The sequence below is a fragment of the Bradyrhizobium sp. AT1 genome, assembly GCF_001590795.1.
GTDB lineage: Bacteria > Pseudomonadota > Alphaproteobacteria > Rhizobiales > Xanthobacteraceae > Bradyrhizobium.
The window spans coordinates 1,272,405-1,292,936 of the sequence record NZ_JXDL01000001.1 but is presented as its reverse complement, the minus strand read 5'-3'; the positions used below and the strand labels follow the sequence as shown (position 1 = coordinate 1,292,936).

Sequence of the window (20,532 nt, the reverse complement as noted above, 5' to 3'; positions counted from 1 at the left end):
CGTAATGCACGCGGCTGTCGAGCAGCGCGCGCTTCTCCTTGGCCTCGTCGACGCTGTCGCCGACCACGACGAAGGCACCGGGGAGGATCTTGAGATGCTCGGGATCGCGGCCGATCTTCTCCATGCGGCCCTTGATGTCAGCATAGAGCTTTTGGCCGTCGGCGAGGCTGCCGCCGCCGGTGAAGACGGCTTCCGCCGTTTCGGCCGCGAGTTGCTTGCCGTCTTCCGAGGCGCCGGCCTGCACGATGACGGGCCAGCCCTGCACGGGACGGGCGATGTTGAGCGGGCCGCGCACCTTCAGATATTTGCCGTTGTGGTCGAGCGTGTGCATCTTCGCGGGATCGAAGAACAGGCCGCTCTCGACGTCGCGTATGAAGGCGTCGTCGGCGAAGGAATCCCAGAGCCCCGTGACGACGTCGTAGAACTCGCGGGCGCGCTTGTAGCGCTCGGCGTGCTCCATGTGGTCGTCGAGGCCGAAATTCAGCGCCGCATCCGGGTTCGAGGTGGTGACGATATTCCAGCCGGCGCGGCCGCCGCTGAGATGGTCGAGCGAAGCGAAGCGGCGCGCGACGTGATAGGGCTCGTCGAACGTGGTCGAGCCTGTGGCGATCAGGCCGATCCGCTCGGTAACGGCTGAGAGCGCCGACAGCAGCGTGAACGGCTCGAACGAGGTCACGGTGTGGCTGCGCTTCAGCGCATTGATCGGCATGTTCAGCACGGCGAGATGATCGGCCATGAAGAAGGCGTCGAACTTGCCGGCCTCGAGCTTCCGGATCAGCTGCTTGATGTGCGCGAAGTTGAAATTGGCGTCGGGCCAGGCCCCGGGATAGCGCCAGGCGCCGGTGTGGATGCTGATCGGGCGCATGAACGCGCCAAGCTTGAGTTGCCGTTGTGCCATCGCCCGGTGTCCGTTCTTGGTGACGCTCGGGAAGACATAGGCACGCTGGGAAGCTCCGCCATTGGGGGAGGCGGGAAGAATTTTTCGTTTTTCGAAGCTCTTTCAGCACGTCATTCCGGGGCGCGCGTAGCGCGAACCCGGAATCCATTTCTCAGCGGTCCATGTCGCCCAATGGATTCCGGGCTCGCGCCAAGTGGCGCGCCCCGGAATGACAGGGATACCTAGCCTAAAACATCCTTCTGCATCTTGCCGCCGTAGAAATGGAAGAACGGCACCGGCGCGTCGTGGCGGAGCGGGCCGGTGGCAAGGCGGGTGTGGAGCTCGTTGAGCACGTTGCGCGTCATCGGATGCAGATCGGCCAGCGGCTTCGAGCCGAGCTCGACCCAGACCAGCTCGACCAGCTCCGCATCGGCATGGATGACGCCGTCGACGCGGTGGGTGATCGCGGAGGCATCGGCGGTGAAGAAGCGGGTGTCGAAGCGCTTGACGCGGCCGGGCGGGGTGATCGCGCGCGCGATCAGGAACAGGCTGGAGGGATCGGGCAAGAGGCCCGCATCGGCGAACGGCTTCCACGGACCTTCGAGCTTCGCCTTCATCTCAGCCTTGCGGCCGAGACAGAGACCGGTCTCCTCACAGGCTTCGCGGATCGCAGCGATGGCGAGCGACTTCGCGCGCGAGGCCGGGGTCTTCGGGCTGCCCTTGGCGAGATTGGCCTCGAGCTCCGCGGTGACGGGCGCCGCGACAGGCACGCGATAATCGTCCTTGTCGACACGGCCGCCGGGGAAGACGAACTTGCCGGGCATGAACACCACCTTGTCGTGGCGCTTGCCGACCAGGACCTTCGGGATCGCGCTGCTGCGATCGACCAGGATCAGTGTCGCCGCATCCTTCGGGCGGAAATAGGGATGATGGTCGGCTTCCTTGCCCTCGTGAATTTTTGCCTTTTCGGCCGCCTGCGACGTGTCCGTCATGTCCTCACCCAGAACGCATTTTGATCATTTGCTTACACAGGCGGAATACCATCCGGAGGGTTCTCGTCAAACCCGTGCATGCGCAGAGCCCATTGCAGGCCGACCACAGCTCCCTTGACGGGCTGCAGCAGCGCGAGCGAGGCGACGAAGGTGAAGGGCAGATAGGCCGCGAAGCTGATCCAGACCGGCGTGGTGTAATTGGTCTCGATCCACAAAACGGCCGGCACCACGATGTGGCCGACGATGACGATGACGAGATAGGCGGGCAGGTCGTCGGCGCGGTGCGGCGTGAAATCGAGGCCGCAACTCGAGCAATTGTCCGCTGTCTTCAGGAAGGCACGGAACAGCTTGCCCTCGCCGCAGCGCGGGCAGCGACCGCGGAAGCCGCGCTTCATCGCCGTCCAGAGATCGCGCTTCTCCACGAGGCCCGTCTCGCGCGTCCAGATTTTTGGGGCCGTGCTCATCGTCACCATGCTTTGCCCTTTTTGCCCTTGGCTTTTCCCTTGGGTTTTCCCTTGTTCTTGTTGCCCTTGCCGGATTTTGGCTTCGCTGGCTTGCGTTTTTTATCCGGGCTGCGTCCGGGATGGGCCTTGAACGAGGGGCGGCGTTGTGGACCAGGGCGCCTGCGCTCGCGCGGGTTCGTCTCGCTGGAGGACGACAGCAGCTCGAAGCGCAGCGCACCCGCGATGGGGGCGGCTTCGATCAGGCGGACATCGACGATGTCACCCAGCTGATACATGGTGCCGCTGCGCGTGCCCACCAACGCATGGCGGCCCTCGTCATAGTTGAAATATTCCGTGCCGAGGGATCGGATCGGGATCAATCCGTCGGCGCCGGTTTCAGCCAGCTTGACGAAGAGTCCGGCGCGGGTGACGCCGGAGACGCGGCCCTGAAAACTTGCGCCGATGCGATCGGCGAGGTGGTGCGCGATCAGGCGGTCCACGGTCTCGCGCTCCGCCTTCATCGCGCGCCGCTCGGTCACCGAGATGTGGGCGGCGACTTCGCCAAGGCTTTCCGGCGTCTCGCTGTCGGGCAGGGCGCCTTCGCCTAGGCCGAGGGCGCGGACCAGAGCGCGGTGCACGACAAGGTCGGCATAACGGCGGATCGGCGAGGTGAAATGCGCGTAGCGGCGCAGGTTCAGGCCGAAATGGCCGTAATTCTCGGAAGAATATTCGGCCTGCGCCTGGGCGCGCAGCACGACTTCGCTGACCAGCGGATAGTAGTCGTGACCTTCGAGCTGGGCGAGCACGCGGTTGAAGGTGGTGGGACGCAGCGCGCCTGATTTGGCGAAGGGAACGTCGAGCGTCGCCAGAAATTCCGCGAGCGCGTGGACCTTCTCCAAGGTCGGCTCGTCGTGCACGCGGTAGATCAGCGGGAGCGATTTCTTCTCCAGCATCTCGGCCGCGGCGACGTTGGCGAGGATCATGAACTCCTCGATCAGCTTGTGCGCGTCGAGACGCTCCGGCACCACGACGCGGTCGACGGTGCCGTCGCTCTTCAGCAGGATCTTGCGCTCGGGCAGATCGAGATTGAGCGGATCGCGCTCGTCGCGCGCGCGCTTGGCGCAGGCGTAAGCCGCGTAGAGGGGTTTCAGGATCGGATCGAGCAGGGGGCCGGTGGTATCGTCCGGCCGTCCGTCGATCGCGGCCTGTGCCTGCGCGTAGCTGAGCTTCGCCGCCGAGCGCATCAGGATCCGGTGGAAACTATGCGAGCGCTTGCGGCCGTCGGGGCCGAGCACCATGCGCACCGCGAGCGCGCCGCGCGGCTCGCCGGGCACCAGCGAGCAGAGATCGTTGGAGATGCGCTCGGGCAGCATCGGCACGACGCGGTCGGGGAAATAGACCGAGTTGCCGCGATCAAGCGCGTCGCGGTCGAGCGCGGTGCCCGGCCGGACGTAGAAGCTGACATCGGCGATCGCGACGTTGACGATGAAGCCGCCTTTGTTGTTGGGATCGTCGTCGGGCTGCGCGTGCACCGCGTCGTCGTGATCCTTCGCATCCGGCGGATCGATCGTGACGAGCGGCACGTCGCGCCAGTCTTCGCGGCCTTTCAGGTTCGCGGGCTCCGCGGCATCCGCTTCGCGCTCGGCTGCCGGCGAGAATTGTAGCGGGATGTCGTGGGCGTAGATCGCGATCAGGCTGATCGCCTTCTCCGACTTGACCGAGCCGAGCTTTTCTTTGACCCGGCCGGAAGCGAGGCCGAAGCTGCGGGTGCGCACGATGTCGACGCTGACGAGGTCGCCATCTTGCGCGCCGTGGGTATCGGCTGCGGCGATGTTCAGCTCGCGGTCGGCGGCCTTCTTGTCGACGGGGATGAGCCGTCCGCCGCCTTCAGGCAGTGCGCGGAACACGCCGAGGATACGGCTCTTGGCCTTGTCGAAGACCTTGATGACGTGGCCGCGATAGGCCGGACCTTCGCTCTCGTTGCTCGGCTCGACGCGCAACAATACGCGGTCGCGGACGCCGGCGACGGTGCCAGGCTTCGGCCGGCGCGGCATCAGGATGCGGATCTTGGGCGGCTCGCCGCTCTCGACCTCGTCCCATTCGGTGGGAGAGGCGATCAATTCGCCGTCGGAGTCGCGCCCCGTAATGTCGGCGACCAGCGTCGGCGGCAGCGTGTCCGGCTCGGACACCTTGTGGCGCTTTTTCTTGATGGTGCCGTCGTCGGCGAGCTCGCGCAGCATGCGCTTGAGCTCGATGCGATCGGCGTTCTTCAGGCCGAACTCGCGTGCAATTTCGCGGGTCCCGACCTTTCCTGGATTTGCCTTGATGAAGGCGACGATGGCTTGCCTGTCGGGAAAGCCATGGTCATTCTTGCGTTTCACTTAACCTCTAATTCTTGATCTCAAGTCTTGCCACTTAGGTCTTGCCGGCACTCTTCTTGGCCGGAGCTTTGGTGGCGGCGGACTTGGTCGGCGACGTCTTTGCGGTCGACGACACGGCGGCGCGCGCCTTGCTGGTGGATTCGGATTTGGTTTTGGACGCGGCTTTCTTCGCGGCCGGTTTCTTCGGCTTCGGCGGCGTGTCCTCGCCGTCCGCAGCCTTCGCTGCAGTCTTCTTAGCCTTGGCCGGTTTCGCCGCCTTCTTGGCCTTGGTCTTGCCGCCGCCCTTGGCCGCGCGCTCGTCGATCAACGCGATCGCCTGCGGCAGCGTGACGGTGTCCTTTTCGAACTCGGCGGGGATCGTCGCGTTGACGCCGCCGGCCGTGACATAGGCGCCGTAACGGCCGCTCTTCACGGTGACGGTGCCGAGGGTGGGATGGTCGCCGATCGCCTTGCCGGGATCGGCGCCGAAGCGGCGGCTCGGGCCCTTGGCGACCTTCTCCGCGATCAGCGTCACCGCGCGGTTGAGGCCGATGTCGAACACTTCGTCGCCGGCTTCCAGGCTGGCATAGGTCTTCTCGTGCTTCACGAACGGCCCGAAGCGGCCGAGGCCCGCGGTGATGGGCTGGCCGGTTTCCGGATGCTTGCCGATCTCGCGCGGCAGCGACAACAGCTTCAGCGCGAGCTCGAGCTCGACGTCACCGGGCGAGGTGCCCTTCGGGATGCCTGCGCGCTTCGGCTTCTCGCCTTCCTCATAATCCTTGGGCTCGCCGAGCTGGATGTAGGGGCCGAACCGGCCGGCCTTGACCCAGACGTCGCGGCCGGTTTCAGGATCCTGGCCGAGCGAACGGTCGGCCGTCTGCTCGCTGTCGGCGGCGAGCTGGCGGGTGTAGCGGCACTCCGGATAGTTCGAGCAGCCGACGAACGCGCCAAACTTGCCGGCCTTGAGATTGAGCCGGCCGGTGCCGCAATTCGGGCACTGCCTGATGTCGCCACCGTCCGCGCGCGGCGGATAAATGTGCTGGCCAAGCATGTCGTCGAGCACGTCGAGCACCTGGGCGACGCGCAACTCCTTGATGTCGTCGACCGCGCCGATGAAGCCGGTCCAGAAATCCTTCAGCACCTGCTGCCAGGAAATCTCGTTGTTGGAGATGCGGTCGAGCTGCTCTTCAAGATTGGCCGTGAAGTCGTATTCGACATAGCGGGCAAAGAAGCTCTCGAGGAACGCGACCACGACGCGGCCCTTGTCCTCGCCGTGCAGGCGCTTCTTCTCGAGCTTGACGTAGCCGCGGTCCTTCAGCACCTGGAGGATCGAGGCATAGGTGGAGGGCCGGCCGATGCCGAGCTCTTCCATGCGCTTGACCAGCGAGGCCTCCGAGAAGCGCGGCGGCGGCTCGGTGAAATGCTGGGTGACGGACAGGCTCTGCCGCTTCAGCGCGTCGTTCGGGCTCATCGCGGGCAGGCGGCGGGAGTCTTCGTCCTCCTCGTCGTCGCGGCCTTCCTGGTAGAGCGCGAGGAAACCGTCGAACTTGACCACCTGGCCGGTGGCGCGCAGCTCCAGCGTGCGCGAGCCTGCTTTCGCCGTGATGTCGACGGTGGTGCGCTCGAGCTCGGCCGATTCCATCTGGCTCGCGATGGTGCGCTTCCAGATCAGCTCATAAAGTCTCGCCTGGTCGGCATCGAGCTTGCGACTCATGCTGTCGGGGCGGCGCGACATGTCGGTCGGGCGGATCGCTTCGTGCGCTTCCTGCGCGTTCTTGGCCTTGGCCTGGTACTGGCGGGGGGCGTCCGGCACGTAGGCGTTGCCGTAATCCTCGCCGATCACCTTGCGCGCCTGGGTGATCGCGGACGGATCGATCTGCACGCCGTCGGTACGCATATAAGTAATGAGTCCGGTGGTCTCGCCGCCGATGTCGATGCCTTCATAGAGGCGCTGGGCGATGCGCATGGTGTGCGCCGGCGCAAAGCCGTATTTGCGGCTGGCTTCCTGCTGCAGCGTCGAGGTGGTGAAGGGCGCCTGCGGATTGCGCCGGGCCGGCTTGGCGTCGACGGCGGTCACCGTGTAGGCAGCCGTCTCCAGCGCCTTCTTGAAGTCCTCGGCTTCCGCGCCGGTGCCGATGTCGAGGCGCTGGATCTTCTTGCCGTCGGCGCCGACGAGGCGGGCCTCGAACGCATCGCCGCGCGGGGTCAAGAGGGTCGCGATCAGCGACCAATATTCACGCGCGACGAACTTCTCGATTTCGAGCTCGCGGTCGCAGACCAGGCGCAGCGCCACCGACTGCACGCGACCGGCCGAGCGGGCGCCCGGCAGCTTGCGCCACAGCACGGGGGAGAGGGTGAAGCCGACCAGATAGTCCAGCGCCCGGCGCGCCATATAGGCGTCGACCAGCGCGCCGTCGATCTGGCGCGGGTGCTTCATCGCGTCCGAGACCGCCTGCTTGGTGATTGCGTTGAACACCACCCGCTCGATCTTGTGGTCCTTGAGCGCACGCTTCTCTTTCAGAACCTCCAGCACGTGCCAGGAGATGGCCTCGCCCTCGCGATCAGGGTCGGTGGCGAGAATCAGGCGGTCGGCGTTCTTCAGGGACTTGGCGATGTCGTTGAGCCGGCCGGCCGCCTTGGGGTCGACCTCCCAGATCATCTTGAAATTGGCGTCAGGATCGACGGAGCCGTTCTTCGCGGGGAGGTCGCGAACATGGCCGAACGAAGCCAGGACCTCGTAGGACGAGCCCAGATATTTGTTGATCGTCTTGGCTTTCGCCGGCGACTCCACAATGACGATATTCATGTAGTTCCAGTAACTTACGGGAAAATATGGGGCCGAAAACGAAAGGACTCGGGTCGGCCGTTTCGACCCGAACATGGGTGGTGAGTCCGTTCCTGTCAAATCGAAGGGTGTTGAAAGCCGCCCGGATGGGAAAAGTTTCATATCGAGAAAGTTGCAAAATACCACCTTGGAGTTGCGGCCGCTATCGGCGTATTCTCATTCGGGGCATGGATTCGGGTGGGGTCTGGTGACTAGGCCGGGAAAGAAACGGGCGCGCGCCGCATCAGGCGCGCCGGGAGGCTCGCGTCACGAGGAACCGGGCGAAGGCGGGGCCGATGAGGCGGTGGCCTTCATTGCCGAGCAGACGGCTGCCCTGCGCAAGCTCGCCGAGCGCCACAAGCTGCACGTGTTACATTATTTATTGGGCATGACGCAGCTGGAAGCCGACGAGCATTTGAGGCTGCGGAGCAAGCGCAAGCTGTCGTGAGGGTGGGTTCAGCGGAAGTTCGGAAACGTGCGCAGCGCAGCGTCGTGTCCTGATGCTCTGAAGGGGGCCTACCAGCGCGACGACATGCGGTTGATCAGGCGAACATCCCGATTCGGCGCCCAAAATGCATGCCTAGAGCAATTCGGGCTGTGGTAGATTTGGCTTTCGCGAAACTGAGGTTTGCGGAGATGTCGATCAAACCGCTTCCGTTCGTGGCAACGGATTTGGCGCGAGCCCGCCATATCCTGAGGTCGTGGGGCTCCCTCAGGCGGCTCACGGCTGACGAGACCGATATGGTCGTACGCATGATTGCGCAGGGCTTCGCAGAGGGCAGAAAGCACGGCTTCGAGCTGGCCCTCGCCGAAGGGCCGATGCAAAGCAGCCTTGTGTCGGCGAGATGACGGACGCGCTCGACGCCAATTCGTAGATGCGACTGACACAATCCAGCAGGCGAAGCGGTGCGGGTGCGTGCTCGCATGCGCACGGCCATTGCGGAGTAGTCGTGGAGACAAGCATGTTCAGGGTGAAACGCGTTGTGCCACTGTTCGCGGTGATCGTCCTGGGAGCGCCGGCCGTCGGCCGCGACGACGGCCGTTACGCCAGCTCACCGCTCAAGTCGTGGTTCGAGAGTTTGCATAGCGAATTCGGACAGTGCTGCACAAATGCCGACGGATACATCGTTTCCGATCCGGATTGGGACACCGATGGCGTGCATTATCGCGTTCGCATCGACAATGAATGGGTGGATGTACCTGAAGCTGCCGTCGTCAAGCAGCCCAATCGCGCCGGCTGGACCATGGTGTGGAAGCATTACCTCGACGGACACCCGAAAGTGCGGTGCTTTCTGCCAGGAAGCATGAGCTGATGTCGGGCTCCACATGTGCCGCGCCTGGAGCCGCACAGGCTCGCAACAACATGAGGCCACCATTTGGGATCATGACGCCGACCGCCGTCGCGGTGCCGGCCGCGGCTTCAGCGTGGTGTCGGCGGGGCTGAGCAGCCGCCCATCCTCGGCGTGCATTTCCAGCTTCTTCACCGGGCGGCCTTTTTCGCGATCCACCAAAATGGTCGCGATTTCCTCTGGGTGGTCGTCGAACTCCTCGCTCCATTGCCGCAGCGCCACCAGGATCGGGAAGGCGCCGCGGCCCTTCGGCGTCAGCACATATTCTTGATAGGCGCTGCCGTCGGAGGCGGGGGCGGTTGCCAGAATGCCGCGGTCGACGAGCGAGCGCAGCCGCGCCGCCAGGATGTTCTTGGCCATGCCGAGCTTGCTTTGGAATTCGCCGAACCGACGCAGGCCGAACAGTGCCTCACGGATGATCAGCAGCGACCACCAGTCGCCCAGCGCGTCCAGCGACCGCGCGATCGGGCAGGCATCGCCCTCAAAGCTCGTTCGCTTCACCATCTTTGGCTTTCCTTGCGTATTCGCACGACATCCGCGCCGATCACTCGCTTGTGTGGTTGCATCATAGAACCATATGCCCTAGATGGCAATCTAGTTTCATGATGAAACTAATGGAGGCGAACGTGAGACTGAAGAACAAGACGGCCCTGGTGACCGGGGGCAACAGCGGCATCGGCCTTGCGACCGCAAAGCTGTTCGTGGCCGAGGGCGCGAAGGTGGTGATCACCGGGCGCAACAAGGCGACGCTGGAGGCAGCAGCGAAAGAGCTCGGTCCGAACGCGCTCGCGCTCGCCGCCGATGCCACCGACATCGCCGCGACGGCAGCCGCGATCAAGCAGGGCGCCGAAAAGTTCGGCAAGTTCGATATCGTATTCGCCAATGCCGGCATCGCCGGCGGCACGCCGCTGGGCGAAGCAACGCTTGAGGTGTTCGAGAAAGTGATCAGCACCAACCTCACCGGCGTGTTCTTCACGGTGCAATCGGCGCTGCCCTATCTCAGCGACAACGCCTCGATCATCCTCAACGGCTCGGTGATCTCGGTGCTCGGCATTCCCGGTTATTCCGCCTACGGCGCAGCGAAGGCCGGCGTGCGGGCGATGGCGCGGATCATGGCCTCGGAGCTGTCGCCGCGCGGCATCCGCGTCAACGTGGTCGCGCCCGGCGCGATCCGCACGCCGATCTGGGGACCGGCGACCGCGACGCCGGAGGCCGAGAAGGCGTTCGAGAAGCGGATCGCGCTGTCGACGCCGCTGGGGCGCATCGGCGAAACCGATCACGTCGCGAAGACGGTGCTGTTCCTCGCCTCGGACGATGCCGCGCATGTGCAGGGCCAGGAGATCTTCGTCGACGGCGGCGCGGTGGCCTCGCCGAGTGGCGCGCCGATCTATCGCGGCTGATCAAGTGAAGTGAAAATTGAATCGGTCGGCGCGCTCGGTTGCGCCGGCCGGTTCCTGCCTATGCCGGGCTGTATTTTGCTGAACCTTGCGTGAGGCATTGAACCTTCGCGCATTTCGCCAAGACATTTTTACGGGCAGGGGTCACAAGACTCATTTTCAGGGAGCCCGTGATGCCAAAGGCAGCTCGCATTTTTCCGCCGATTTCAGCACCGCGCATTTACACCGAAAATTCCGCCGTTCCCGCCAAACGCTCCGATACGTCCGAGTTTATGGGAGTGGCTCTTTTCGCCGGCATCGGCCTGTTCGTATCGCTCGTCGCCGTCATTCTGGGTATTCAGGGCGCCTGGTTTTAGCTTCGCCGATCGCGCGACTTGTCATCAGCCACCGCCGTGGCGGCGGCTGATGATGTCGGCGTCCGTTTCTAGGCTGCGCGCAGGCTGGTTGCCGCCTGAAGCGCGCTGGCGATCGACTTCTCGCGATGCTCGGGCCCGACCTGGATGCCGTCGGCGATGATGAATTCGGGATTCTGGATCCCCATGAATCCGAGGACGCCGCGCAAATAGGTTTCAAGATGCTCCAGCGCCGCAGCGGGTGAGCCCGCGCCGTAATAGCCGCCCCTCGAGATCGCGACGATCACGCGCTTGGCGCCGGCGAGGCCTTGCGGCCCGTTCGCGTCATATTTGAAAGTCTTCCCCGCCACGAGAACGCGGTCGATCCAGGCTTTGAGCTGGCTGGGAATCGTAAAATTGTACATGGGCGCGCCGATCACGACGATGTCGGCGGCCAGGAACTCGTCCAGCGCGGCCGCGCTCGCGGCAAGGTCGGGGCCGAGTTCCGCCGGCGCGGGTGCGCCCTGCGCGGCAGCGAGATGCGAACCGGAGAGGTGGGCGAGCGGGGTCTGGGTCAGGTCGCGATAGATCACTTCCAGCGATGGCGTCGCCTGGCGCAGCCGGTCGACGATGGCGGCGGAAACCTGCCTAGAGACCGAGTGGGGGCCGAGCACGCTCGAGTCGAGATGGAGGAGTTTCATTTGGGGTCACCCTGGTATAAGTTTGTAACCAGAGCTACATGAGTGACTATCAAAATCCCCGCAAGAACGCACTTTTTGAGCCATGGGCACATCTTTGGAACCGACACACACGGAATTGCCTGCCCGACAGGCGCCCCATCCGGATCACGCCGATTGCCGCGGGGTCGCCTCAGTGCTGTCCCGCGTCGGCGACAAATGGAGCGTGTTCGTCATCATGATGCTCGGTGACGGCCCGAAACGCTTCAACGAGCTGAAGCGCATGATCAACGGCATCTCGCAGCGGATGCTGACCTTGACCCTGCGCGGGCTGGAGCGCGACGGCCTCGTCACGCGCACGATCTTCCCAACCATCCCGCCGCGCGTCGATTACGAGCTGACTGATCTCGGCCGCGGGCTGCAGCAGCCGGTCAAGGCGCTTGGGCAATGGGCGATGGATCATCTGGCGCAGATCGAGGCTGCACGGACGAAGTTCGATCAGCGCAATGACGGCTGATGCGGAGAATGAGGAGCAGGCGCGCTGCGTGCCGCGCAATCGGTTTACCCTCCAGGGGAGGGTAGGAGTTCGAGCCTGATCAAAGCAGCGACACCAGCCCGCCGCCGTGGCGCTCGAGCTTGCCGGCGAGCTCCAGCTCCAGCAGCACAGTGCGCACGATCGCGGGCGAGGCGCCGGACATCCGCACGAGATCGTCGATCGAGATCGGCACAGGGCCGAGCAGGCCGGTGATCTGGTCGCGGTCATGGCCTTGCGGATCGCTCTCGAACGGCTCGCTGTCGGGCTCGCTTGCAGGGATCATCAGCGGCCGCTCCAGGATCGGTGCGACAGCGTTGACGATGTCGGCAGCTTCCGTGACCAGCGTCGCGCCCTGCTTGATCAGATCGTTGGCGCCAGCGGCGCGTGGATCCAGCGGCGAGCCCGGCACTGCGAACACCTCACGGCCCTGTTCGGCGGCCATGCGCGCGGTAATCAGCGAGCCCGAGCGGTGCGCGGCTTCCACCACGACGACGCCGAGCGAAGCACCGGAGATCAATCGGTTGCGGCGAGGGAAGTCGCGGGCGCGCGGCTCATGGCCGAGCGGCATCTCGGAGATCGCAGCGCCCGCGTGGTCGAGGATCGCCGTGAGCAAATCGCCATGCTCGGGCGGATAGATGCAGTCGTGGCCACCGGCGAGCACGGCGATGGTGCCGCTCGCGACGCTGGCGCGATGCGCAGCCTGATCGACGCCGCGGGCGAGGCCGGAGATCACGACGAAGCCGGCTTCACCGAGCTCGCGCGCGAGCTGGCCGGCAAACTTCAACCCGGCGCCGGAGGCGTTGCGCGAGCCGACGATCGCGATCATCGGACGCATCAGGGCCTTGGCATCGCCGCGCACCGCGAGCAGCGGCGGCGCATCGTCGATCATCGCCAGTCGGCTCGGATAGCCGTCCTCGCCGGGCGCGAGCCAGGCGATGCCGAATTTGCGGCTCGCGGCGAGCTCGGCCTTGGCTTCGTCAGCACTGCAGATGCGGCCCGATCGCTGCGCACCGCCGCGGCGTGCGAGATCAGGCAGCCGCTCAAGCGCGGCGCGCGCGGTGCCGAAATGATCGACCAGCGAACGAAAAGTGCGCGGGCCCACATTGTCGGAGCGGATCAGCCGCAGGCGGTCGATCCTGTCAGTCTCGGTCAGCTCCACGCTCGGATTGATGGCGTCCACGGCGTCTCCTTGTGGGCGCAGCATGGAACAACCTGGGAGCGTATGGAAGAGGCTGGACCCAGCTGCAACACGCAAATAAACGGATGAGGACCAAGTGGATCAGTTTTTGAGGCATTGGAATGCGTGTCGCTCCGGTCGAGATTTTTGCCGACACCACGAACGCGGCGGTGATGCGCCACCCGGGACGGCAATTCCCCGGCGTGCTGGTCCAGGGCGATACCCTTCGCTCGCTCTGCTGCATGGCAGATGATGTCTGTTCGGCTCTCGACCGCTCGTCGGAAGCGTACGAGAATGCCAATCGGCTCAGAAACCGGCTTTGGTCGTACCTCAATGACTACAAGGCCGTGCTGGATGGGCATGGCTTGCCTCTGCCATTTAGCGACCGCGGCACCTTCACTTAGGAATTCCCATGATCTCACTTGCCGATCTCCAGCGCCGCATCGAAGCCGGCGAGTTGTCGCCCGACGCCGCCATCGCCCAATCGCATGCGGCGATCGAGGCCAAGGAGAATGACGTCCGCGCCTTCGTCCGTCACGACAAGGCTGCGAAGGCGCAAAGCGCCGGCCCGCTGCGCGGCATCGCCGTCGGCATCAAGGACATCATCGACACTGCCAATATGCCGACCGAGATGGGCTCGGAAATCTATCGCGGCTGGCAGCCGCGCGCCGATGCGCCCGTCGTCATGATGCTGAAGCGGGCAGGGGCGACCATCATCGGCAAGACCACGACCACGGCGTTCGCCTCGCGCGATCCGACGCCGACGCTCAATCCGCACAATCCAGGCCATTCGCCGGGCGGCTCGTCCGCGGGCTCCGCGGCAGCCGTTGGCGCCGGCATGATCCCGCTGGCGCTAGGCACCCAGACCGGCGGCTCGGTGATCCGGCCCGCCGCCTATTGCGGGACTGCTGCGATCAAGCCGTCGTTCCGGATGCTGCCGACGGTCGGCGTCAAATGCTATTCGTGGGCGCTCGATACGGTCGGGCTGTTCGGCGCGCGCGCGGAGGATCTCGCGCGCGGACTTCTGGCAATGACGGGGCGCACCGAGTTTGCCGGCGTCGTTCCGGCGAAGGCGCCGCGCATCGGCGTGGTCAGGCAGGAGTTCGCTGGCAGCGTCGAGCCGGCGGCCGAGGAGGGCCTGCAGGCCGCGATCAAGGCGGCGGAGCGCGCCGGTGCCCGTGTGCAGACCATCGATCTGCCCGAGGCAGTGCAGGAGGCCTGGCGCATCCATCCGATCGTCCAGGATTTCGAGGCGCATCGCGCGCTGGCCTGGGAGTTTTCGGAGCGCCACGACGAGATCGCGCCGATGCTGCGGGCGAGCCTCGATGCGACCGCTCATCTGACGCCGAAGGACTATGACGAGGCGCGCCGGATCAGCCGTCGCGGTCGCCGCGAGCTCGGCGAATTGTTCGAGGGCGTCGATGTGCTCCTGACCTATTCGGCGCCGGGCACCGCGCCGGCCAAGCCGCTCGCGACCACGGGCGATCCCCGCTACAACCGGCTCTGGACCTTGATGGGCAATCCTTGCGTCAACGTGCCGGTGCTGAAGGTGGGCGGCCTGCCCATCGGCGTGCAGGTGATCGCACGCTTCGGCAACGATCCGGTCGCACTCGCGACGGCGTGGTTCCTGGAGGACGCGCTGGCGCGGGCGTGAGCGTGTGCCTCAATTTTATGTGAGCGCTGCGGATGCAACCGTGCCGCGGCCAAGGCTACCAACTGAACTCATGACTCTCCCGCACCGACAGGGTCCACGCGGCCCACAATTCTTCGCCGCGAGTGAAAGTCTCGGCGAGATCGTCGAGACCTATTGTGACGTCGATCTTGCGGATGCCGCGACCGCCTGCGCGCGCACGATCAAGGTGCTGCCGACGACATCGCCGGTCCTGATCGTGCATTATCGATCGCCGATGGCCTCGCAACGCGGAGCCTACAAGCGAACCGTCAACGGCATGCACACCCGCGCGGCGGCGCTGACGCCGAGCGGTCCGGTCGGTGTCGTGCTGGTGCGGTTGAAACCCGAGGCGGCCGACCGCGTGCTCGGGGTCAGGCCCGCCGACCTGCTCGACGCCAGCGTCGAAATCTCCGACATCTTCGGCGACGGCGTTGCCGCACGGCTTGAAGAACGTCTCGCCGCGGCCGGCAGCGCGGCGGAGCGCGTCACCTGCATGCAGGGCTTTCTCGAGCAGAGGCGGAGGCCGACCCGACTCGATCCGCTGGTTGCACGGGCGATGCAGGCGATCAGGCGGAATCCGGCGATCTCGATGCGTAGGCTCGCCGATGGCCTCGACATCGGCGAACGCAGCCTTCAGCGCCGCTTCAAGACCGAGACGGGTACGAGCGCGAAGCAGTTCGCGCGGATCGAGCGGATGCTGCAGGCGATCGCGGCGCGCCGCTCCGGCGCAGATTGGGCCGATGTCGCGCATGCGTGCGGATTCACCGACCAGGCGCATTTGATCCGCGACTTCCGCACTTTCGCGGGAAGCTCGCCGGAGGTGTTCTGCCGGCGTGTCGCGACCGACAAGATGCAGGCCTGGAACGAGGAACTCGCCGCGTCGGATTTTTACAATACGTTCGTCAGCTAGGCCGCTACCAGCGCGTCTCCAGACTTCGCAAGGAGATGCAATATGTCGACAGAATTCGTCCGCGGCACCCGGCTGCGCAATGCGTTCAACAAGGAGACGTTTGTCTTCTCCGGACTGCTCGACAACCGTGACGTCGCACGTTTCGGCGTGATCATCGAAAAGGGCGGCTCGGGCGGCGGCAACGCGCTCGTGCACGTGCATCCCGGCGCGGACGAGCATTTTGCGGTGAGGAGCGGTCGCGTCAAATTCGTCGTCGACGGGCGCGAGCAAGTGGTGGAGGCCGGCGGCAGCGTGACCGTGCCACGTGGCAGACCGCATTATTTCGCCAATGCCGGCGACGGCAGCGCCGAGCTCGAGGTCTCCTTCACGCCGGCGCAGCAGCATCTGCGCTTCTTCGCCAATTTCGTCACGCTCACGATGACGCAGCCCAAATGGTTCTCCAGCGCCGGCGATCCGAACGTCCTGCTGATCGCGTTGGTGCTACACGCCTATCGCGATCACATGTATCTGGCTGGCGCACCGATCTGGCTGCAAAAACTGCTGTTCGCCGTGCTTGCGCCGATCGCGCGCCTTGCCGGCTACCGGTTGGCGATCGAGCCGCTGCGCGAGGCGCCGGCGCCCGCAAGGTCGGGCTTTGCCGGGTAGGCGAGGGATCAGACCAGCGCCGGCTCGGCTCGCGCGGGCGCGGCATCCTGTGTCGCGGTCGCGCCTTGCCCGAGCCAGCGTTCGGCAGCGTGACGACCGTTCCGGTGCAGCAGGCGAATGAAGCCGCGGCCGAGATCGGTGGACGAACGTTGCGCCAGGCCGTCAACGGAATCTTCCGCTGCGATCCTGGTGAGGCGCAGCGACGGCGCGGCATGCGCCTGCGACCATGCGATCGCGGCGAGCTCGGCATTGAGCGCGGCGTTGGCGGCGATCTGGTCCAGCCGGCGGTCGATCGCGGCGAGGGTGATCGGCACGTAGCTGTCGCGCGCCGGCGTGACCTGGACCAGCAGAACGTCGGCCGTCGAGGTCTCCTGCGCCAGCCGCAGCAACGGCGGATTGCCGCCGAAGCCGCCATCCCAATAGGCCTCGCCCTCGATCTCGACGGCGCAGTGAACCAGTGGCGGGCAGGTCGAGGCCAGCGCGACGTCGGCGGTGAGGGCGTCGTTGCGGAAGATCTGCTGCTGGCCGTCGCGGATCCGCGTCGCCGCGATCAGCAGCTTTGGAGAGCGGGCGCCGCGCAGCCCGGCAAAGTCGATGTCGCGCGACAGCGCCTGCCTGAGCGGATCGAGGTCGAACGGATCGAACTGGCCGGAGCGCAGCGTCGGACCGAATGCGACCGAGCTTCCCGCCGGCGAGAAACCACCCACCAGCATCAGCGAGCGGAACGAGGCCTCGTGCATCAGGCGGAGCCAGAACCGGCTCAGCCGGCTGCGCGCAGCTTCGCGGCCGCCTTCGGCAAGGCCGGAGGCGAGCAGCAGCGCGTTGATGGCGCCGGCGCTGGCGCCGCTGATCGTGTCGATCTCGATCGGCTCTTCCAGTAGGCGCTCCAGCACGCCCCAGGTGAAGGCGGCAAAGGTGCCGCCGCCTTGCAGCGCGAGCGAGAGCCTTCGGGGAGGCCATGGGCCAGCGCGCATCTGCTCAACCGGGGCAGTGGCCGTCACGACCTCGACCGGCGCAGGCGCTGGCACCACGGGCGCGGGCGGCGAAACGGCGGCGGGTGTTGGAAGCGGCGCGGACGCATCGGACCAGATGGTGGTCGCCGACAGCAGCCGACTTGCCGCAGTGCCCTGCGAGCCACCGTCATCGTGCATGCCGTCAATCTTCTCGCCCATTCCGAGCAACCGCGTAACGCCATTCGCACTGTCAGGATGACAGGCATGGAACCTGTTCGCTACTGCCCGCCGCGAGTCAGCGGCGAGTTGCGAACAGGATTTGGCATATAATGCAGAAGGGTCTCTCGGGTATCCGTAGATGCCCTGCCTTCAAGCCTTCTCGCCGATCCGGCTTTCCTTGCCCGCTTGCAACCGCTTGATGTTCTCGCGATGCGCGTAGAACAGCAGCAGCGTGAGGACGGCGAACAATGCTGCGAGCGCGAGGTGTCCGAACCACCATAGGAAGATCGGCGTGATGAACGCGGCCACCAGCGCCGACAGCGACGAGTAGCGGGTGGTGAAGGCGGTCGCCAGCCAGAGCAGGCAGAACACCACCATGCCGGGCCAGAACAGGCCGAGCAGGATGCCGATATAGACCGCGACGCCCTTGCCGCCTCTAAACTTGAGCCAGACCGGGAAGAGATGGCCGAGGAAGGCACCGAGCCCGGCCACCATGGCGGCGTTGGGGCCGGCAAGGTAGCCCGATATCACCACGGCCGCGGTGCCCTTGAGCGCGTCGAGCAGCAGGGTGCCCGCGGCAAGGCCTTTGCTTCCGGTGCGCAGCACGTTGGTGGCGCCGATGCTGCCGGAGCCGATCGAGCGGATATCCTGCGTGCCGGCGAGCCGGGTCAGGACCAGGCCGAATGGAATCGAGCCGAGCAGATACCCGATGACGAAGGCCACCGGCAGGAAGGCTTCAAGCCCCATTGCGGAAGCTCCCAAGGCTGGACTTCGTCAGGCTGGATTTCGCAAGGCTGGATTTCGCGAGGCTGGATTTCACGTCAGACATGCTCGTACACCGTGCGGCCGCCGACAATGGTCCGCACCACGCGGCCTGTAAAGCGGGCCTCGTCGAACGGGGTGTTCTTGCAGGGCGATTTGAGATCGGCGGGATCGACCACCCAGGGCACGTCGGGGTCGATCACGATGACGTCGGCCGGGCTGCCGGCGCGCAGGGTTCCTCCTGCTAGCCCGAGCAACTCGGCCGGCCGGGTCGACATCGCCCGGATCAGCGTCTTCAGGTCCAGCTCGCCATTGTGCACGAGGCGCAGGCCCGCCGGCAGCATGGTTTCGAGACCGACGGCGCCGGGCGCGGCTTCCGCGAAGGGGAGGCGCTTGACCTCGACGTCCTGCGGATTGTGGTCGGACATGATGACGTCGAGCAGGCCGGAGGCCACCGCTGCCACCAGCGCGCGGCGGTCGTCCTCGGTGCGCAGTGGGGGCGACAGCTTCAGGAACGTCCGATACGGGCCGATGTCGTTCTCGTTCAGCGCGAGATGGTTGATCGAGACCGAGGCGCTGACGGCGAGGCCTGCGTCGCGGGAGCGCTGGAGGATCTCGAGCGAGTCGATGCAGCTCAGCGAGGCCGCGTGATAGCGGCCGCCGGTCAGCGCCACGAGGCGCATGTCGCGCTCGAGCATGACGGCCTCGGCGGCATTCGGAATGCCCATCAAGCCGAGGCGCGATGCGAACTCACCCTCGTTCATCACGCCTTCGCCGACGAGATCCGGATCCTCGGTGAAGTGCACGATCAGCGCGTCGAAATCGCGGGCATAGGTCAGCGCGCGGCGCATCACCTGCGCATTGGTCACGCTTCTGGTGCCATCGCTGAAGGCAATCGCGCCCGCGGCCTTGAGCAGGCCGAACTCGGTCATCTCCTGGCCTTGCATGCCCTTGGTGAGCGCGGCCATCGGCTGGATGTTGACGATGGCGGTGTCGCGGGCGCGGCGCATCACGAAGTCGACGGTCGCCGAATTGTCGATCACCGGCGACGTATCGGGCTGGCAGATGATGGTGGTGATGCCGCCGGTCGCCGCCGCCTGGCTGGCGGTGGCAAAGGTCTCGCGATGGCTGAAGCCGGGTTCGCCGACGAAGGCGCGCATGTCGACGAGGCCGGGCGCCACGATCTTGCCGGAGCAGTTGACGATGTCGGTGCCTTCGGGGACGCCGGCCGCGCCGATGCCGCGGCGGGTCTCGCGGATGATGCCGTCGGCGATCAGGACGTCGCCGACACCGTCGAAATCCCTGGAGGGATCGACGACGCGGGCGTTAGCGAGCAGGATGGGGCGGCGATCGGTCAGCATCGGCATCACGCGTTCGGCAGGTTACGGGCGAGCGCTTCCAGCACCGCCATGCGCACGGCGACGCCCATCTCCACCTGTTCGCGGATCAGGGACTGCGCGCCGTCGGCCACGATCGAGTCGATCTCGACGCCGCGGTTCATGGGGCCGGGATGCATCACGAGGGCATCGGGCTTGGCGTAGGCGAGCTTCTTCTGGTCGAGCCCGAAATAGTGGAAATATTCGGACGATGACGGCACGAAGGAGCCGTTCATGCGCTCGCGCTGCAGCCGCAGCATCATGACGATGTCGGCGCCGTTGAGGCCCTCGCGCATGTCGCGCGCGACCTCGACGCCCATCCGCTCGATGCCGGGCGGCAGCAGCGTGGTGGGGCCGACCACGCGGACGCGGGCGCCCATCGTGTTGAGCAGGATGATGTTGGAGCGGGCGACGCGCGAATGCAGCACGTCGCCGCAGATCGCGACCACGAGCCCCTCGATCCGGCCCTTGTTGCGGCGGATCGTCAGCGCGTCGAGCAGGGCCTGGGTCGGATGCTCATGCGCGCCGTCGCCGGCATTGATCACGGAACCGTCAACCTTGCGCGCCAGCAGTTCCACCGCGCCCGAGGCGTGATGGCGCATCACCAGGATGTCCGGATGCATCGCGTTCAGCGTCATCGCGGTGTCGATCAGCGTCTCGCCCTTCTTCATGGACGAGGAGGACACCGACATGTTCATGACGTCCGCGCCGAGCCGCTTTCCCGCGAGCTCGAACGAGGATTGGGTCCGGGTGGAGGCCTCGAAGAAGAGGTTCACCTGCGTCCGTCCCCGCAGGACGGTGCGCTTCTTGTCAACCTGGCGGTTGAGCTCGACATATTCTTCGGACAGGTCGAGCAGGCCGGTGATGTCGGCCGCGGAAAGGCCCTCGATGCCCAGCAAATGCCGGTGGCCGAGGACGAAGGTCGATTTCGATGTCATTAAAACGAGAGCTATAGGCGTGGACGGCGGGGTGGGCAAGGGCCAATGCCGGGCCGGTGAGTTATCCCCTGATCTGTCGGTTTCGCCGCCGTGG

The 20,532-nt window shown here is 65.6% G+C and carries 22 protein-coding genes; 10 read left to right on the top strand and 12 right to left on the bottom strand.

Annotation, left to right across the window (positions count from 1 at the left end; translation table 11 throughout):
- The 5 genes from SE92_RS06115 to topA form a co-directional block, all read right to left on the bottom strand.
- The coding region (locus SE92_RS06115) for an NtaA/DmoA family FMN-dependent monooxygenase (protein WP_063194923.1) at positions 1–898 on the bottom strand (898 nt) is incomplete at its 3' end.
- A gap of 221 nt (positions 899–1,119) precedes the next feature.
- Positions 1,120–1,869, bottom strand: coding sequence for an NUDIX hydrolase (locus SE92_RS06110; RefSeq protein ID WP_063194922.1), 750 nt, complete (start codon positions 1,867–1,869; stop codon positions 1,120–1,122).
- A 32-nt stretch (positions 1,870–1,901) separates the two neighbouring features.
- On the bottom strand, positions 1,902–2,342 hold the full coding sequence (locus tag SE92_RS06105) for a DUF983 domain-containing protein (RefSeq protein WP_063194921.1): 441 nt from the start codon (positions 2,340–2,342) through the stop codon (positions 1,902–1,904).
- The gene (gene rnr / locus SE92_RS06100; RefSeq protein WP_063194920.1) at positions 2,336–4,693 is read right to left on the bottom strand and encodes a ribonuclease R; all 2,358 of its coding nucleotides are present in this window, start codon (positions 4,691–4,693) and stop codon (positions 2,336–2,338) included. The genes SE92_RS06105 and rnr overlap by 7 nt, the downstream gene beginning before the upstream one ends.
- A 34-nt stretch (positions 4,694–4,727) precedes the next feature.
- A complete protein-coding gene (gene topA, locus SE92_RS06095) occupies positions 4,728–7,478 on the bottom strand; it encodes a type I DNA topoisomerase (RefSeq protein WP_063194919.1) in 2,751 nt (916 codons plus the stop codon).
- A gap of 73 nt (positions 7,479–7,551) precedes the next feature.
- Here topA and SE92_RS37050 point away from each other — a divergent pair, with 73 nt between their 5' ends.
- The 3 genes from SE92_RS37050 (at position 7,552) to SE92_RS06080 (ending at position 8,809) form a co-directional block, all read left to right on the top strand.
- Entirely contained in the window at positions 7,552–7,944 is a 393-nt protein-coding gene (locus tag SE92_RS37050; protein ID WP_245324466.1) for a hypothetical protein, read from the top strand.
- A 188-nt stretch (positions 7,945–8,132) separates the two neighbouring features.
- A complete protein-coding gene (locus SE92_RS06085; RefSeq protein ID WP_063921245.1) occupies positions 8,133–8,345 on the top strand; it encodes a hypothetical protein in 213 nt (70 codons plus the stop codon).
- A gap of 113 nt (positions 8,346–8,458) precedes the next feature.
- Positions 8,459–8,809: a hypothetical protein gene (locus SE92_RS06080; protein WP_063194916.1), complete on the top strand. Its 351-nt coding sequence runs from the start codon at positions 8,459–8,461 to the stop codon at positions 8,807–8,809.
- Between the two features lie 69 nt (positions 8,810–8,878).
- Here the strand turns inward: SE92_RS06080 and SE92_RS06075 are convergent, their stop codons facing one another.
- On the bottom strand, positions 8,879–9,349 hold the full coding sequence (locus tag SE92_RS06075) for a winged helix-turn-helix transcriptional regulator (RefSeq protein WP_063194915.1): 471 nt from the start codon (positions 9,347–9,349) through the stop codon (positions 8,879–8,881).
- 122 nt (positions 9,350–9,471) lie between these two features.
- On the opposite strand from SE92_RS06075, the gene SE92_RS06070 reads away from it, so the two are divergent.
- Entirely contained in the window at positions 9,472–10,245 is a 774-nt protein-coding gene (locus SE92_RS06070) for an SDR family oxidoreductase (protein WP_063203368.1), read from the top strand.
- A gap of 170 nt (positions 10,246–10,415) precedes the next feature.
- A complete protein-coding gene (locus SE92_RS06065; protein WP_063194914.1) occupies positions 10,416–10,598 on the top strand; it encodes a hypothetical protein in 183 nt (60 codons plus the stop codon).
- Positions 10,599–10,666: 68 nt separating this feature from the next.
- Here the strand turns inward: SE92_RS06065 and SE92_RS06060 are convergent, their stop codons facing one another.
- Entirely contained in the window at positions 10,667–11,275 is a 609-nt protein-coding gene (locus SE92_RS06060; RefSeq protein ID WP_063194913.1) for an FMN-dependent NADH-azoreductase, read from the bottom strand.
- Between the two features lie 82 nt (positions 11,276–11,357).
- On the opposite strand from SE92_RS06060, the gene SE92_RS06055 reads away from it, so the two are divergent.
- Complete coding sequence (locus SE92_RS06055) at positions 11,358–11,768, top strand: winged helix-turn-helix transcriptional regulator (RefSeq protein ID WP_063194912.1); 411 nt, start codon at positions 11,358–11,360, stop codon at positions 11,766–11,768.
- Positions 11,769–11,847: 79 nt separating this feature from the next.
- On the opposite strand, the gene dprA is transcribed toward SE92_RS06055, so the two are convergent.
- Positions 11,848–12,990, bottom strand: coding sequence for a DNA-processing protein DprA (gene dprA / locus SE92_RS06050; protein WP_063194911.1), 1,143 nt, complete (start codon positions 12,988–12,990; stop codon positions 11,848–11,850).
- A 95-nt stretch (positions 12,991–13,085) separates the two neighbouring features.
- Between dprA and SE92_RS06045 the strand changes: the two genes are divergently transcribed.
- From SE92_RS06045 to SE92_RS06030, 4 genes are all read left to right on the top strand, one after another.
- Positions 13,086–13,367 carry a DUF6959 family protein gene (locus SE92_RS06045; protein ID WP_063194910.1) on the top strand — a complete coding sequence of 94 codons (282 nt, stop codon included), beginning with the start codon at positions 13,086–13,088 and terminating at the stop codon, positions 13,365–13,367.
- Between the two features lie 8 nt (positions 13,368–13,375).
- Positions 13,376–14,617 (top strand): amidase, encoded by a 1,242-nt coding sequence (locus SE92_RS06040; RefSeq protein ID WP_063194909.1) that lies wholly within the window; start codon positions 13,376–13,378, stop codon positions 14,615–14,617.
- A gap of 70 nt (positions 14,618–14,687) precedes the next feature.
- Positions 14,688–15,545 (top strand): helix-turn-helix domain-containing protein, encoded by an 858-nt coding sequence (locus SE92_RS06035; protein ID WP_063194908.1) that lies wholly within the window; start codon positions 14,688–14,690, stop codon positions 15,543–15,545.
- A gap of 42 nt (positions 15,546–15,587) precedes the next feature.
- A complete protein-coding gene (locus SE92_RS06030) occupies positions 15,588–16,190 on the top strand; it encodes a cupin domain-containing protein (RefSeq protein ID WP_063194907.1) in 603 nt (200 codons plus the stop codon).
- Between the two features lie 8 nt (positions 16,191–16,198).
- Here the strand turns inward: SE92_RS06030 and SE92_RS06025 are convergent, their stop codons facing one another.
- The 4 genes from SE92_RS06025 to SE92_RS06010 form a co-directional block, all read right to left on the bottom strand.
- Positions 16,199–17,362 (bottom strand): patatin-like phospholipase family protein, encoded by a 1,164-nt coding sequence (locus SE92_RS06025; RefSeq protein ID WP_063194906.1) that lies wholly within the window; start codon positions 17,360–17,362, stop codon positions 16,199–16,201.
- A gap of 150 nt (positions 17,363–17,512) precedes the next feature.
- Entirely contained in the window at positions 17,513–18,109 is a 597-nt protein-coding gene (gene plsY, locus SE92_RS06020; RefSeq protein ID WP_063194905.1) for a glycerol-3-phosphate 1-O-acyltransferase PlsY, read from the bottom strand.
- 74 nt (positions 18,110–18,183) lie between these two features.
- On the bottom strand, positions 18,184–19,485 hold the full coding sequence (locus SE92_RS06015; protein ID WP_063203367.1) for a dihydroorotase: 1,302 nt from the start codon (positions 19,483–19,485) through the stop codon (positions 18,184–18,186).
- Between the two features lie 5 nt (positions 19,486–19,490).
- On the bottom strand, positions 19,491–20,438 hold the full coding sequence (locus SE92_RS06010) for an aspartate carbamoyltransferase catalytic subunit (RefSeq protein WP_028135931.1): 948 nt from the start codon (positions 20,436–20,438) through the stop codon (positions 19,491–19,493).
- Positions 20,439–20,532: the final 94 nt, after the last annotated feature.

Excerpts from the sequence above, each read along its gene's own strand:
- SE92_RS06010 (WP_028135931.1), bottom strand. The coding sequence starts at position 20,438 with ATGACATCGAAATCGACCTTCGTCCTCGGCCACCGGCATTTGCTGGGC.
- SE92_RS06040 (WP_063194909.1), top strand. The coding sequence starts at position 13,376 with ATGATCTCACTTGCCGATCTCCAGCGCCGCATCGAAGCCGGCGAGTTG.
- SE92_RS06065 (WP_063194914.1), top strand. The coding sequence starts at position 10,416 with ATGCCAAAGGCAGCTCGCATTTTTCCGCCGATTTCAGCACCGCGCATT.
- SE92_RS06045 (WP_063194910.1), top strand. The coding sequence starts at position 13,086 with ATGCGTGTCGCTCCGGTCGAGATTTTTGCCGACACCACGAACGCGGCG.
- SE92_RS06105 (WP_063194921.1), bottom strand. The coding sequence starts at position 2,342 with ATGGTGACGATGAGCACGGCCCCAAAAATCTGGACGCGCGAGACGGGC.
- topA (WP_063194919.1), bottom strand. The coding sequence starts at position 7,478 with ATGAATATCGTCATTGTGGAGTCGCCGGCGAAAGCCAAGACGATCAAC.
- SE92_RS06085 (WP_063921245.1), top strand. The coding sequence starts at position 8,133 with ATGTCGATCAAACCGCTTCCGTTCGTGGCAACGGATTTGGCGCGAGCC.
- SE92_RS06080 (WP_063194916.1), top strand. The coding sequence starts at position 8,459 with ATGTTCAGGGTGAAACGCGTTGTGCCACTGTTCGCGGTGATCGTCCTG.
- plsY (WP_063194905.1), bottom strand. The coding sequence starts at position 18,109 with ATGGGGCTTGAAGCCTTCCTGCCGGTGGCCTTCGTCATCGGGTATCTG.
- SE92_RS06060 (WP_063194913.1), bottom strand. The coding sequence starts at position 11,275 with ATGAAACTCCTCCATCTCGACTCGAGCGTGCTCGGCCCCCACTCGGTC.
- SE92_RS37050 (WP_245324466.1), top strand. The coding sequence starts at position 7,552 with ATGGGTGGTGAGTCCGTTCCTGTCAAATCGAAGGGTGTTGAAAGCCGC.
- dprA (WP_063194911.1), bottom strand. The coding sequence starts at position 12,990 with ATGCTGCGCCCACAAGGAGACGCCGTGGACGCCATCAATCCGAGCGTG.
- SE92_RS06025 (WP_063194906.1), bottom strand. The coding sequence starts at position 17,362 with ATGGGCGAGAAGATTGACGGCATGCACGATGACGGTGGCTCGCAGGGC.
- SE92_RS06015 (WP_063203367.1), bottom strand. The coding sequence starts at position 19,485 with ATGCTGACCGATCGCCGCCCCATCCTGCTCGCTAACGCCCGCGTCGTC.
- SE92_RS06075 (WP_063194915.1), bottom strand. The coding sequence starts at position 9,349 with ATGGTGAAGCGAACGAGCTTTGAGGGCGATGCCTGCCCGATCGCGCGG.
- SE92_RS06030 (WP_063194907.1), top strand. The coding sequence starts at position 15,588 with ATGTCGACAGAATTCGTCCGCGGCACCCGGCTGCGCAATGCGTTCAAC.
- SE92_RS06035 (WP_063194908.1), top strand. The coding sequence starts at position 14,688 with ATGACTCTCCCGCACCGACAGGGTCCACGCGGCCCACAATTCTTCGCC.
- SE92_RS06110 (WP_063194922.1), bottom strand. The coding sequence starts at position 1,869 with ATGACGGACACGTCGCAGGCGGCCGAAAAGGCAAAAATTCACGAGGGC.
- SE92_RS06055 (WP_063194912.1), top strand. The coding sequence starts at position 11,358 with ATGGGCACATCTTTGGAACCGACACACACGGAATTGCCTGCCCGACAG.